Origin of the sequence: Caballeronia sp. Lep1P3, from assembly GCF_022879595.1 — a bacterium.
In the GTDB taxonomy this organism is placed as follows: Bacteria; Pseudomonadota; Gammaproteobacteria; order Burkholderiales; family Burkholderiaceae; genus Caballeronia.
Map to the genome: position 1 here is coordinate 922416 of NZ_CP084266.1, position 12817 is coordinate 935232.

A 12817-nucleotide genomic window follows, 5' to 3' on the forward strand; every position below is an offset into this window, starting at 1 on the left:
GTGCAGTTTCACTTTTCTTCGTTTATGGATGCGCCCGTTTTTGCACCGACGGGCAGCGGTCGGAATCTCTCGAACATCAGGCTTGCGCAACTGCCGCCGAAGCCGAACGACACGGACATCGCGCGCTCGATCGACGCTTCGCGCGTTTCCAGCACGAGCGGCATGCGCTGCGCGAGCGGGTCCAGCGTGCCGCGCGTGCCGGGTATTCCTGTTCCGGCGATGAAGCTGTCGCGCATCATGAGCAGCGTGTAGATCGCCTCGTGCACGCCGCTCGCGCCGAGCGGATGGCCCGTCAATCCTTTCGTCGACGAGAACGGCGGCACGTCCGCACGGAACACCGTCTGCAACGCACGCACTTCTTCGGCGTCGCCAAGCGGCGTCGAAGGCGCGTGCGTGTTGATGTAGTCGGGCAGCGCGCCGGCCTCGGCCAGCGCCATGCGCAACGCCCGCGCAATGCCGCCCGCGTGCGGCGACACCATGCCCGCGCCGTCCGTGCTCTGGCCGAAGCCCGTCAGTTCCGCGTAGATGCGCGCGTGGCGCGACAGCGCATGGTCGAGCGATTCAAGCACCAGCACGCCCGCACCCGAGCCGATCACGAAGCCGTCGCGGGCCATGTCGTAGGGACGCGAGGCGTCCGACGGCGTGTCGTTGAAGGCGCGCGACAGCGCGTGCATCGCGTCGAACATCAGCGTCATGTTGTCGTGCAGCGCTTCGCTGCCGCCCGCCAGCACGATCTGCTGCCGTCCCGTCTGGATCAACTGCATCGCCTGCCCGATGGCGAGCGCGGACGTCGTGCATGCCGACGAAGGCGAGTACGCGACGCCCTCGATGCCGAACACCTGCGCGACATTCGCGGATGCGGTGCTGCTCATCGCCCTGGGAACCGTGTACGGCGGCGTTCTTTCAACGCCCCGCGAGAGCGCGATGCCGAGCGCCGCGTCGTATGCCGCCATCGCGCCAACGCCCGAGCCGATCACCGCGCCGGCTTCCGGCGATCTCAACATCTCATAGCCGAGCCGCGCGTCCTCGATCGCTTTGCGCGCCGCGTGGCACGCAAAGCGCGCCGTCTCGCCCATGAAGCGTTCGAGCTTGCGGTCGAAGGGCGGCTCGTCTTCCACCGACGCCACCGCCGCCACTTGCGAGCCGAAGCCGCGCTCGCGCCACGCGTCGACGCGCGTGACGCCGCAGCGCCCGGCCTTCAACGCCGCGCTCACGGTGTCGAGTGCATTGCCGAGACACGAAACGATGCCCATGCCCGTCACGACCACGCGCTGCCTGCCTTGCGTAAACGTCATCGAACGCGCCTGAAAATCAGCGACGTATTGATGCCGCCGAACGCGAAGTTGTTGCTCATCACATATTCGGCATCGATCGGGCGCCCTTCGCCCGCGATGTAATCGAGCGGCGCGCAAGCGGCATCGACCTGCGTGAGATTGAGCGTCGGCGCGTACCAGTTGCGGTTCATCATCTCGATGGTCCACCACGCCTCGAGCGCGCCGCATGCGCCGAGCGTGTGGCCGACATAGCTCTTCAGCGAACTGATCGGCATGGCTTCGCCGAAGGTCTGCGCGGTGGCATGGCTTTCGGCGATGTCGCCGCGATCCGTCGATGTGCCGTGGGCGTTCACATACGCGATGGCCGCTGCATCGAGCCGCGCGTCCGCGAGCGCGAGCTGCATGGCGCGCGCCATCGTGCTCGCCGTCGGCTGGGTCATGTGCGCGCCGTCGGAATTGCAGCCGAAGCCGGCAATTTCCGCGTGGATCGTCGCGCCGCGCGCCATCGCGTGTTCGTACTCTTCGAGCACGAGCGTCGCCGCGCCTTCGCCGACGACGAGGCCGTCGCGCCTGGCATCGAACGGACGCGGCGTGAGGTGCGGCTCGTCGTTGCGCGTGCTCGTGGCGTACAGCGTGTCGAATACGGCGACGGCGGGCCCGGAGAGTTCCTCCGCGCCGCCCGCGAGCATCATCGTCTGCTTGCCCGTCGCGATGGCTTCGTAGGCGAAGCCGATCGCCTGGCTGCCCGACGCGCACGCGGACGACGTCGGCAAAATGCGGCCCTTCAGATCCCAGAACAGCCCGACGTTGACGGCAGTCGTGTGCGGCATCATCTGCACGTAGCTATTTGAGGTGACATCGGTCATCGAACCCGTACGCAGCATGGTGCCGAACGCGCGGATCGGCTCGACCGAACCGGACGACGATCCATAGGCAACGCCCATGCGCCCGTCGCTGATCGACGCATCGCCGGCGAGACCCGCATCGGCAAGCGCGAGTTCGCTCGCGCGCACGGCGTACATCGACACGATGCCCATCGACCGCGTCTTCTTGCGCGGCCATTGCGCGGGCTGCTCGAACTGCGGCAGCGGACAGGCGAGGCGCGTATGCAGGCCCTGAAAAAAATCCCACTCGGGCATGCGGCGCACGGCATTGCGGCCGCTTTTGAGCGCCGCCTCGATCTCGTCCCAGCGGCTGCCGAGCGCCGTAACGCCGCCCATGCCTGTAACGACGACTCGCTTCATCAGATCATCCCGCCATTCACGCCGATCACCTGGCGCGTCACATACGAAGCCGCATCCGACATCAGAAAGCCGACGACAGCGGCCACTTCACCCGGCTGGCCGACGCGATTCATCGGCACGGTCTTGAGCGCATGTTCGACGGGCACGCCGTCGAGCATGCCCGTGTCGATGAGTCCCGGCGCGACGCAATTGGCCGTGATGCCGCGCGATGCGAGTTCGACGGCAAGCGCCTTGGTCGCGCCGATCAAGCCTGCTTTCGCGGCGCTGTAGTTCACCTGGCCGCGGTTGCCGATCACGCCCGACACCGACGCGATCGTCACGATGCGGCCGCCCTGTTTCGCGCGCACCATCGGCATCGTGAGCGGATGGATGACGTTATAGAACGCATCGAGACCGGTCTCGATGACCACGTCCCAGTCTTCGTCGGTGAGCGCGGGGAACGCCGCATCGCGGGTCACGCCCGCGCTGCACACGATGCCGTAGTACGCGCCGTGGGCCGCGACGTCGGCTTCGAGCGCCTCGCGGCATGCGGCGCGGTCGCGCACGTCGAACTGCACGACGCGCGCCGACCCGCCCTGCGCGACGATGCCCGCCGTGACCGCTTCGGCTTCGGCGCGGCCCGTGCGGCAATGCACGGACACGGCAAAGCCGTCCGCAGCCAGTTGATATGCAATTGCCCGGCCAATGCCGCGGCTTGCCCCGGTTACGAGAACGCGACGGCTCATGAACTGAAGCTCCCTTCGATGAATGTTTGAAAGTCGTGCGGCTGAAAGACCTTGATGACGGCTTCGGCGCATGGCTCGCCGTCATGGTCGATCGCGCATTCGTACGCGCCGTGGCCTTCCTCGCTGCGCAGCACTTCGCGCACGCGAACGACGAGCCGCGCGCCGCGCGCGAACGCGCTCGTCCGCGCCCGATAGCTTCGCGTGCCGAGCAGCACGCCGGGCCGCGCACGGCCGCCCGCGCGCATCGCGACGAGCGCCACATGCGCCGCGACGCCCTGCGCCATCAATTCGATGCCGATCCACGCGGGCATCGCGCCGTGCGCGTCCGCATACCACGCATCGGGCCGCGCGGTGGCGTGCGCGGTCAGCGCGTCGTCGCTGCATGCGATGACTTCGTCGACCAGCAGCATCGAGCCGCGATGAGGAATGATCGTCTCGATAGGCGGAAACGCGCCTTCGTTTTCGTCGATGTTCATGTGACCGTTCCTCCTGCATCAACCCGCGAGTATCAGGCTGACATTGCTGCCGCCGAACGCGAAAGAGTTGCTCATGACGTAGCGCGTGCCGGCCTCATGCGAGAGACGGCGCGCTTCCTGAACGAGATCGAGCGCGGGCAGATCGGCGTCGGCCATGCCGTCCCATTGGTGCAGCGGCAGCGGCATCCCGCTTCGCGCGAGCGTCATCCATGCAAGGCCGAGCTCGGTCGCGCCGGCCGCGCCGAGCAGATGGCCCGTGAAAGGCTTCGTGCCGCTCGCCGGGACGCCTTCTGCAAACACGCGTGCCAAGAGGTGCGATTCCATCGCGTCGTTCTTGCGCGTGGCCGTCGCATGAAGATTCACGTAGCCGATGTCGGCGGGCTTCACGCCCGCATCCGCCAGCGCCGCGCGCAGCGCGAGTTCGCCGCCGACGCCGCGCGGGTCCGGCGCGGAGATGTGATGCGCGTCGCTCGACTCGCCGGCGCCCGCGAGACGCACGGCGCCTTCGTCGCGCGTCATCAGAAACACGGCCGCGCCTTCGCCGATGTTGATGCCGCTGCGATTGCGGCTCATCGGGTTGGTGCGCGCAAGGCTCGTCGATTCGAGCGACGCGAAGCCTTGCGATGTCAGTTCGCACAAGGTATCGCAACCGCCGACGATCATCGCGTCGCACAGCTTCAATTGCAGCAGACGCCGCGCCGCCGCGAACGCCTTCGCGCTGGAAGTGCACGCGGTCGAAATGGTGAACGCCGGACCGTGAAGCCCGAGCGCGGCCGCTGCGAACGGCGCGGCGGTGCCGATCTCCATCTGGCGATAGTCGAACGTCTGCGGCAGACAGCCCGCCCGCGTCCGATGCGCGAACGCTTCTTCCGCCGCGCCGACGCCCGATGTGCTCGTGCCGACGATCACGCCGATGCGCGCGGACCCGTAGCGCTCGCGCGCGGCTTCGATGTCCGGGCGAATCTGTTCGAGCGCCGCGAGCAGCATGCGATTGTTGCGGCAATCGAAGTGGGCGAGCGCCACGGGCGGCGCGATATCGAGCGAGCCGGTCACGCGGCCGACGAACGCATCGCCGTGTTGCATCCGCATGCGCCCCATGCCGGGCGACTCACCCGAGGCGAGCGCCGTGGCAATCGAATCGACGTCGCCGCCGAGCGCATTGACCATGCCGAGCGCATGCAGATAGACAGATGGCAGCGTCATGCGTTGTTTTTCCTTTCATGCGGCATGCCCATCGGCGCGAGCAGAACCGCGACGAGAATGCCGAGCGCGAGCGTCGCGCCGAAGCTCTTCAACGCGGGCATCGCGCTCATGCCGAGCATGCCGAAGGACAACAGCGTCGTCGCCGCCGACAGCAGCACGCCCGCCCAGACCGCGCCGAGATCGGCGCCGTGGCGCTGGCATCCTTCGCGCAGAAACACCGCGTAGTTCGCGCCGACGCCGAGCACGAGCATCAACGCGAGACAGTTGAAGAGATTGAGCGGCACGCGCGCATAGCCGAAAACGGCGAGCGTCACGCCCACGGCGAGCAGCACGGGCAAGGTCGTCGCCATGCCGCCGCGCGCGCCGTAACGCGCCATCAGCAGCAGGAGCACGACCAGCAGCGCGCCGCCGAGCCACAGACCGCTATCGACGCGATACGCGCCGAAGAGCTTCGAGACGCTCGCCGCCTTGTCGACGAACGCGACCCCTTCGATTGCGCGCGCCGCTTCGATCAACGCGGGAACGTTGCGCGAGCTCACGCGGCGCGGCATGACGATGGCCGCGTAGCCGCGCTGCCCGGCTGCGTCGAAGGCGCCGAGCCATAAATGTCGAAACGGCTGCGACCAGCGTGCCGCGAGCCAGCGCTCGACCGTCAACGGCTCGGCGTTCGCATGGCTGAACGACGCGATCCACGTGTTCGCGATGTCGTCGCGAAAGCCGGCATGCAGCAGCGTCGCGCGCAACGCCGACGGATCGGCGAACACGCGTTGCGCGAGCAGCGTGCGGACTTCGGCCTGCGATCGCGCCGACGGCACGAACTGCGCGACCGAGCGCACGCCTTCGACCGATTGATCGCCTTTCAGCGCATCGAGTCTTGCGCCGAGCGCTTCGGCGCGCTGCAGCACGGCTTCCTCGGATGCGCCCCGCACCACGAAGAACTGCGCGGTGTTATCCACGCCGATGGCGCGGCGCACGTCGTCTTCCTGTGCGACGAGCGCGGGATCGCGCTGTATCAGCAAATGAATGTCGTCTTCGCTCGTCAGACGCAGCCAGCCCGGCAGCGCGATGACGGCGAGCGCCGCCGCGACGATCCACGCGCGCTTGCCGCCGATAGCGCCGCGCCAGCGGTCGAGGAGCGCGGCGGCGGACGCAAAAAGACGCCGCCGCGCTGCTTTGGGCCCCTTCACGAGCAGCGCGGGCAGCAGCGACATGACGGACGCGAACGCAACGCCGATCCCGGCCATCGCGAAGCAGGCAATTTGCCTGAGCGCGGGAAACGGCACGCACGCGAGAATCGCGTAGCCGAGCAGACTGGTGGCGAGCGCCACGGCGAGCGCGGGCCGCACCGCGCGCGCGCCGCTGCGCGCATTCCAGCCGCGCTCCGCGCCGAGATAGACGACGAAATACTGGATCGAATAATCGACGGCTTCCCCGATGAGGCTCGCGCCGAACACGAGCGTCAGCAGATGCAGCTTGCCGAACACGAGCATCGTGACAGCGAGCGCGCACACGACGCCGAGCGCCGTCGAAAGAAAGCCGAGCAGCAAGAGGCGCGGCGAGCGAAAGACCCACAGCATCAGGAGCGCGATGCCGCATGCCGACGCCACGCCGATCATATGCACTTCGCGCTCCGACGCGCTGCGCGCCGCTTGCGCATAAAACACCGCGCCGGCGCGCGCAACCGCGACATCGGGCCACGCCGATTTTAACGATGCCTCGCCCCGCGCCACCGCCGACGACACCTCGCGCTGCGTCCGCGATTCATACGCGGAGCCATGCAGCGTCGCGACGACGAGCACGCTCGTAACCTCGCCGCGATGCGCGATCAGCAGGCTATCTTCGAGATCGAGGCCGGAAGTCGCGAGCGGCAATGCGGACAGCCAGTGTTCGAGCCAGCCGAAGGGATCGTCGGCGAGTTGCGACGCGAACGGTCCGCGCACCGGGTTGTAGATGCGCTGCATCAGCGCGTCGCCGAGCGAAGGCGCGCCGGCCGCAGCATTGGCGAGCGCGTCGCGGTCGTCGCGCGTGAGCAGCCCGAAGCGATACGGCGCGTAGAGCGCGCCGATCTGCGCGACGTCGAACGGCGGCAGTTCCGCCGTCACCGAAGCGAACGCGCCGCTACTGCGCAGCGCGGCGCCGAACCGTTTCGCGGCAGCCTTGGCATCGTCCGCATTGCGGCTCGATACCAGAAACACGGTGCGGTCGCCGAGCGCGTCCGCCAGCCGATCGACGGCTTTCTCCGCGACAGGATCCGCTTCCGTCGCGGGCAGCAGCGCGAGCAGATTCGTCTCGAGCGGCGACGGCCCTTCGAAGCGATACACGCAGTACAGCGCGGCGACGAGCGCAATCACGAGCCACGCGGCCCGTATGCTCCAGAGCGCTGCGCCGCTGCGCTGACGTGGCTTCGTCATTACGGCGCCCCGAGCAAGCCGCGCTCGGCGGGCGGCATGTCGTCGAGCGCTTCGCTCTTCGTGAATTCGATCTGCGTGGCGTCGCCGTTCGCGAGCTCTATCGTCAGACTCTGCAAGAACGCGCCGCCTCGCATTTGCAGCGCCTTGACGGACTGCGCCAGTTGCGGCTGGCTCGGCTTCAGGCGAAGCGTCCATTGGGACGACGCGCCTTGTGCATCGACATCGAACTGCGAGTACAGCGCGGAGAGATCGCCGCCCAGCATCGCGCGCATCATCTTCGAAACCTGCGCGACGCCGCTCATTCCCTGCGCGCCCTTCGTGCCGATGCGCTTGCCGTTCGCATCGAACTGGGAGACGCCTGCGTCGGTGATGACGAACGTCGCTTTGTACGGCGTCTGAATGCGCCAGATCACGCCGCGCTCCCGGTAAAACACGATCGTGCCCGTGCTGACGAGCGGCTGCTTCATCGCCGAAAGGGTTTGCGTCTGGGTGAACTGCGCGCGCACGCCCTTCGTCTGCGCGAGCCGCGATGCCACTTGCGAGACGAGCGCCGCGTTGCCGTTCGCGTTTTGATCGGGCGCCGCTGCTTGAAGCGAACCGGCGTTCGCCGCCGGCAGCAGAACGGTGAATGCGGTGAATGCGCAGAGCGCGGTGCGCGCGCAACGAAGCATCACTGACGCGACCATACGCGCTCCAGATTGTCGAACACGATGGACGGCGACACGAACTGCAACTCCTGCGTGGCCGCATCGACGGCGACCTGAATCGTGTAGCCCCTGGTCAGCCGCTCGCCCGTCACGCAATCGACGATTTCATAGCCGATCTTCAGCCGGTTTTCGTATTCGAGCAGTTCCGTGCCGACCTCGACGCGCTGGCCGTATCGCGCGGGACGCACGTATTTCAGATGTGCCTCGACGATCGGCCACACATAGCCCGATGCCAGCATTTCGCCGTAGTCGTAGTCGAAGGCGCGCAGCAGCGCCGCACGACCCACTTCGAAATACTTCAGATAGTGGCCATGCCAGCACACGTTCATCGCATCGACATCGTGAAACGGCACTTCGACAATCGCGCTCGCCTTGAGCGTCTTTTTCTCTTGCATCGGTTCAGCCATGACGCGTGCTTTCAGTGAGAGCGGACACGGATGCCGCCGTCGGTTTGCCGGGACGCGCCCAGAAGTCGAAGAAGTTGAACCATTGATAAGGCGCCTTTCGGCAATAGTGTTCGAGACGCGACGCGTAGCGTTGCGCCCACGCCGCGATGTGACTCGCCCGTTCGCGGCGCGGCAGCACGATGCGCTCGGCGAACGGTTCGAAGTACAAGCGATAGCGGCCAGCGCGTTCCTTCAGGCAGAAGAACAGATACACGGGACAGCCGAGCGCATGCGCGAGCACATACGGGCCTTGCGCGAACGGCGCGGTCGCCCCGAGAAAGCGCGCATCCGTCGTGCGCCCCGACTCGTGCGCCGGCACGCGGTCGCCGACGATCACGAGCAGTTCGCCCGCGTCGATGCGCGCCTGCATCATCATCGACGTTTCGGGGCCGAAATCGCCAACGTGAATCAGATGCTTCGCGAAGTCGCCGTTCGCCGACGACAGCACGCTGTTGAAGCGCTTCGCGTGCTCCGTGTACACGACGGCCGTGACCTTCGCGCGGCCGTTGCGCGCCGCGAGCGCGCGCGTCATTTCGAGGTTGCCCAGGTGCGCGCCTATCACGAGCGCGCCGCGTCCGCTTTCGACGAGCGCCTCGAAAGGCGCGGCATCGTCGAACACGGCTTCTTCCGTGCCGATGCGCCCCGACCACGCCGCGAGCTTGTCCAGCCCCGACTGCGCGAAGGCGAGCATCTGCCGATACGCGGAACGCCAGCCGGGACGCGGCGTGCGCTCGCCGGGCGCGGCCTGTTCGAGTTGCGCGAAATAGCGGTGCGAAGCCGCACGCGCGCTGCGCCCCGTCAGCAGGAAATAGCCGACGACGGGATGCAGCCACAGCCCGGTGAAACGCATGCCGAAGAGACGGCAACTGAGCGCGAGCAACGACATGCCGAAGCGGCTCCCGCGCTCCGCGACACGCCACCAGCCGGACTCGGCGCGCGCCGCGGCAGACGTTTTGCGCGGCATCAGCTTGTGCGCGAGAAGCATGGGCGAGCGCAGCACCATGCCGCACGCGAGCCGCGTGTGGCTCGCGCTGATGCGAACGTTGTCCCACAGCACGTCGAAGTGCGAGACGCCGTCCGTCGCATAGGTGACGCGCGTCGGAATCGAGCGGAACGCAAGCCGCCGCCAGTGAAGCCGCACGAGAATCTCGATGTCGAAGTCCATGCGCGTGCCGAGCCGTACGCTGTCGATCAGCGCGCAGGCGGCATCGAGCGGATAGAGGCGAAAGCCGCACATCGAGTCGCGGATCGTGAACGACAGCGTTTCGATCCACACCCATACGTGCGTCAGATAGCGGCCATAGAGACGCGACTTGGGCACGCTTTCGTCGTAGACCGGGCGACCGAGGATGACCGCGCCCGGCTCCGCGCGCGCCGCGTCCAGAAAGCGCGGCACATCGCTGGCGTCATGCTGGCCGTCCGCGTCGATCTGCAATGCATGCGTATAACCCGCGCGCCGCGCCGCCCGCAGGCCCGCCATCACGGCGGCGCCCTTGCCGCCGTTCACGGGCAGACGCAGGAGCGTCATCTGCTTGCGGTAGTAGCAGGCGAGCTTTGCGAGCACGGCTTGCGTCGCCGCGTCGCTGCCGTCGTCGACGACGAATATCGGCAGCCCATGCACCGAGAGCCGCGCGAGGGTATCGCCGATTGCGTCCTTATGGTTGTAGATCGGAACGACGATGCACGCCGCGATGTCCGCACCGCTCATGTGCGCTCCCGATAGACGATCACGCCCGACGCGCACTCACGCGCGTCGAGCCGGTAAGCGAATTGCACGCGGCGCCGTGCGGCATCGTGAGTCAGTTGCAGGGCGAGCACCGCGCCGGGCGGCACGGGCGCCATGAACTTGAGACGATCCACGCTTTCGATGTCGCGCGCGCCCGCGACGAATTCGGCCGCGAGCCGGATCGCCCAGTCGAGCTGGACGACGCCGGGAAGGATCGGCAAGCCCGGAAAGTGGCCGGCGAAATGATGGAGCGCGTGCGGCACGCGGATGTCGCAGCAGACGGTGTCGCCGTCGCGCGCTTCCGAAAGCAGCTCGAAGCCTTCCGTGCGTGCGCCGAAGGCCGCCGCGACCGCCGCGACGGGCAGCTTGCCGCGCGCATCGAACGGCAACGCGCTTCGGAAGCGCCAGTGGCGCGGCAACAGCACGACATCGAAATAGGCAGCGAGATGACGACGCAAAGCCTTCGCGAGCGATATGCGGCCAACGGCCATGAGCGCGGCGCGGCCCTCATCGCTCAACGCGACGAGCGCGCCGATTCGCTCGCGGGAAGTGCCGGAGAGCGGCACGGCGCACGCTTGCCTCACATACGGATGCAGTGCGAGCCGCGTTTCGACTTCCGGCAGCGAGAGGCGCTTGCCGTCGAGCTTGACGACGCGGTCGAGACGGCCTTGCAGCCGGAAGCGGCCGTCGCCGTCGAAAGCGATGGCGTCGTCGGTGCGGTGCCAGTCGTCGTGGGCGAGATGCGGCGAGCGCACTTCGAGCGCGCCGTCGTCGGCACGCCGCACTTGCACGCCGCCGACTGGACGCCACGCGGACGTTTCGCTCTGCCTGCGCCACGCGATGCCGCCCGTTTCCGTGCTGCCGTAAATCTCGATGGGCGCGTCGCCGAACACAGCCGCGTATGCGTGCGCGGCATCCGCCGCCAGCGGTCCGCCCGACGAGAAGAACGCGCGCGGCGCGGGCGCGAGCGCTGCAAAGCCGGGCAATTCCGTCCAGCGCGCGAGCTGCGCCGGCGACGACACCATCGCGGCCGCGCCGCATTGCGCGATGCGCGCCTGAACCTGCTGCGGTTCGACGCACAGCGCGCGGTCGAACGCGCGGCCCGCGGCGAGCGGCCACAGCACGCGAAAGAGCAGCCCGTAGATATGTCGATGCGGCACGCTCGCGAGGATCGTCGCGTCGCCGATCAGCGCGCCCCATTCGCGTTCGAGCGTGCGCACTTCGGCATCGAACTGGGCGAGCGTCTTGTGCACCGGCTTGGGCGCGCCGCTGCTGCCCGATGTGTGAAGCGTGAGCGGCGCGTGGGGATCGATGGCGAGTGCAAGTACGGCGGGCGCGGCGGGCGCACCCGCGCTGGCGCGTGCGGCCACGTCCGCGTCGGTCAGCACGGCATCGTAGGCACCCGAAAGATCGGCCAGATAGCCAGGCGCGGAACTCGCGGGAACCACAGGCTCGAAGCCGCATGCAAGGACGGCAAAGAGCGCGCATGCGAAGTCGAACGGATCGTCGATGCAAAGCGCGTAGCGACGCGCCTTTCCTTCGCGCAAGTCGAGCGCGAGCGAGAGGACGCGTGCGCGAAACGCGGCGTGCGTGATGATCGCGTCCGTTCCACTCGCCGACAGGTGGCGGTCGTCGCGGCAGACGGGCGTTTCGACATCGCGCGGTTCTGAAAGCAGTTGGTGCAGCGCGATCATGACGTCTCCGCCCGCCGCGCACGCGGCAGGATCACGAGATAGCGCCACGCGATTTCGCCGGTGAGCAGTGCGCCGATCAGCGCATACGCGATCGCGCCGTTGTACAGCGACCATGCTTCGCGCGGCCAGTCGAGCGCGGTGTGAAGCGAGAACAGACCGTTCGCCGCGAAGAACGCGCACCAGATTTGCGTGACGCGGCGCGTGTGACGCACTGCCGGCTCGCTGAGGTTCGGCGTGCGGATGCGCGCGAACTTCTCCACCATCGACGGACCGCGCACGAGCGTCGCGCCGAACGCGATTAGCAAGCCGAGGTTCACGAGAACGGGATAAATGCGTAGAAGACGCTCGCTGTCGGTCCACACGATGGCGGCCGACGCCGCGCTCAGCATGAACGCGACGGTCCAATCGACGAGCGTGAGCTTGCGAAGCGACGTACCCACCACGCCGGTGCCCACGCAACGCTGCAGCCAGATGAGCGCGAACAGCAGGCAGCCGACATAGCGCGGCGCGTTCCAGTACCAGCCGCACAGAATGGCGGCGGGATACGCGAGCTTGAACACGACGCCGAGCGCGAGCCGGGCCCACTTCGGCCCGCGCGCATCGGCCGCGTCCGATGCCGTCTGCGCGCCGTCCGGGATTCGAGCGGTCCGCTGCTGCATCAGTCCTGCGCTGCGAGCAGCGACTCGACGGCGGCAATGACGTCGCCCACCGTGCGGACCGACTTGAATTCCTCCGGCTTGATGCGGCGGCCCGTCATGTCCTGCAGCTTGATCGCGAGATCGACCGCATCGATGCTGTCGAGATCGAGCTCTTCGAACAGATGCGCCTCGGGCGTCACGCGCTCGGGCGCAATGCCGAAGTTGTCTTCGAAGATGGCGCGAATGCGTTCAAGGATTTCGATATCGGTCACG

Annotated in this window: 12 protein-coding genes; all 12 read right to left on the reverse strand. The window is 67.6% G+C overall.

Going from position 1 to position 12817, the window contains the following annotated elements:
• Window positions 1-8: 8 nt before the first annotated feature.
• From LDZ27_RS18785 to LDZ27_RS18840, 12 genes are read right to left on the reverse strand one after another with little or no spacing between them, the layout of a single operon-like run.
• Window positions 9-1295 (reverse strand): beta-ketoacyl synthase, encoded by a 1287-nt coding sequence (locus LDZ27_RS18785; protein WP_244816388.1) that lies wholly within the window; start codon window positions 1293-1295, stop codon window positions 9-11.
• Window positions 1292-2518, reverse strand: coding sequence for a beta-ketoacyl-ACP synthase (locus LDZ27_RS18790; protein WP_244816389.1), 1227 nt, complete (start codon window positions 2516-2518; stop codon window positions 1292-1294). The genes LDZ27_RS18785 and LDZ27_RS18790 overlap by 4 nt, the downstream gene beginning before the upstream one ends.
• Window positions 2518-3243 carry a 3-ketoacyl-ACP reductase FabG2 gene (locus LDZ27_RS18795; RefSeq protein WP_244816390.1) on the reverse strand — a complete coding sequence of 242 codons (726 nt, stop codon included), beginning with the start codon at window positions 3241-3243 and terminating at the stop codon, window positions 2518-2520. The genes LDZ27_RS18790 and LDZ27_RS18795 overlap by 1 nt, the downstream gene beginning before the upstream one ends.
• The gene (locus LDZ27_RS18800; RefSeq protein ID WP_244816391.1) at window positions 3240-3719 is read right to left on the reverse strand and encodes a hotdog family protein; all 480 of its coding nucleotides are present in this window, start codon (window positions 3717-3719) and stop codon (window positions 3240-3242) included. Before LDZ27_RS18800 ends, LDZ27_RS18795 begins: the two co-directional genes overlap by 4 nt.
• 18 nt (window positions 3720-3737) lie before the next feature.
• Window positions 3738-4922 (reverse strand): beta-ketoacyl-[acyl-carrier-protein] synthase family protein, encoded by a 1185-nt coding sequence (locus tag LDZ27_RS18805; protein ID WP_244816392.1) that lies wholly within the window; start codon window positions 4920-4922, stop codon window positions 3738-3740.
• The gene (locus LDZ27_RS18810; RefSeq protein WP_244816393.1) at window positions 4919-7333 is read right to left on the reverse strand and encodes an MMPL family transporter; all 2415 of its coding nucleotides are present in this window, start codon (window positions 7331-7333) and stop codon (window positions 4919-4921) included. Before LDZ27_RS18810 ends, LDZ27_RS18805 begins: the two co-directional genes overlap by 4 nt.
• Window positions 7333-8019, reverse strand: coding sequence for an outer membrane lipoprotein carrier protein LolA (locus tag LDZ27_RS18815; RefSeq protein ID WP_370653414.1), 687 nt, complete (start codon window positions 8017-8019; stop codon window positions 7333-7335). Before LDZ27_RS18815 ends, LDZ27_RS18810 begins: the two co-directional genes overlap by 1 nt.
• The gene (locus tag LDZ27_RS18820) at window positions 8004-8447 is read right to left on the reverse strand and encodes a thioesterase family protein (RefSeq protein WP_244816394.1); all 444 of its coding nucleotides are present in this window, start codon (window positions 8445-8447) and stop codon (window positions 8004-8006) included. Before LDZ27_RS18820 ends, LDZ27_RS18815 begins: the two co-directional genes overlap by 16 nt.
• The gene (locus tag LDZ27_RS18825) at window positions 8440-10194 is read right to left on the reverse strand and encodes a glycosyltransferase (RefSeq protein ID WP_244816395.1); all 1755 of its coding nucleotides are present in this window, start codon (window positions 10192-10194) and stop codon (window positions 8440-8442) included. Before LDZ27_RS18825 ends, LDZ27_RS18820 begins: the two co-directional genes overlap by 8 nt.
• A complete protein-coding gene (locus tag LDZ27_RS18830) occupies window positions 10191-11906 on the reverse strand; it encodes an AMP-binding protein (RefSeq protein ID WP_244816396.1) in 1716 nt (571 codons plus the stop codon). Before LDZ27_RS18830 ends, LDZ27_RS18825 begins: the two co-directional genes overlap by 4 nt.
• Window positions 11903-12565 (reverse strand): hypothetical protein, encoded by a 663-nt coding sequence (locus LDZ27_RS18835; protein ID WP_244816397.1) that lies wholly within the window; start codon window positions 12563-12565, stop codon window positions 11903-11905. Before LDZ27_RS18835 ends, LDZ27_RS18830 begins: the two co-directional genes overlap by 4 nt.
• The gene (locus LDZ27_RS18840; protein WP_244817259.1) at window positions 12565-12816 is read right to left on the reverse strand and encodes an acyl carrier protein; all 252 of its coding nucleotides are present in this window, start codon (window positions 12814-12816) and stop codon (window positions 12565-12567) included. Before LDZ27_RS18840 ends, LDZ27_RS18835 begins: the two co-directional genes overlap by 1 nt.
• Between the last annotated feature and the right edge of the window lies 1 nt (window position 12817).